A 238-nucleotide genomic window follows, 5' to 3' on the forward strand; every position below is an offset into this window, starting at 1 on the left:
GTTCCTGTTCCTTTATATCCCGATCATCAGCCTCGTCGTGTACTCGTTCAACGAGTCGAAGCTCGTGACGGTCTGGTCGGGCTTCTCGCTCAAGTGGTACGCCGCGCTGCTGCAGGACGACGAACTGCTCACCGCCGCGTGGCTCTCGCTGAAGATCGGTCTGATGACCGCGTTTGCCTCGGTCGTGATCGGCACGTGGGCCGGCTTCGTGCTCGCGCGCATGGGCCGCTTCCGTGGT

General features: G+C 62.6%; 1 protein-coding gene. It reads left to right on the top strand.

The features are described 5' to 3' along the window. The coding region (locus tag U5775_RS39335) for an ABC transporter permease (protein ID WP_415913772.1) at positions 1 to 238 on the top strand (238 nt) is incomplete at both ends.

It is taken from the genome of Paraburkholderia sp. J63 (assembly GCF_905220245.1).
GTDB lineage: Bacteria > Pseudomonadota > Gammaproteobacteria > Burkholderiales > Burkholderiaceae > Paraburkholderia.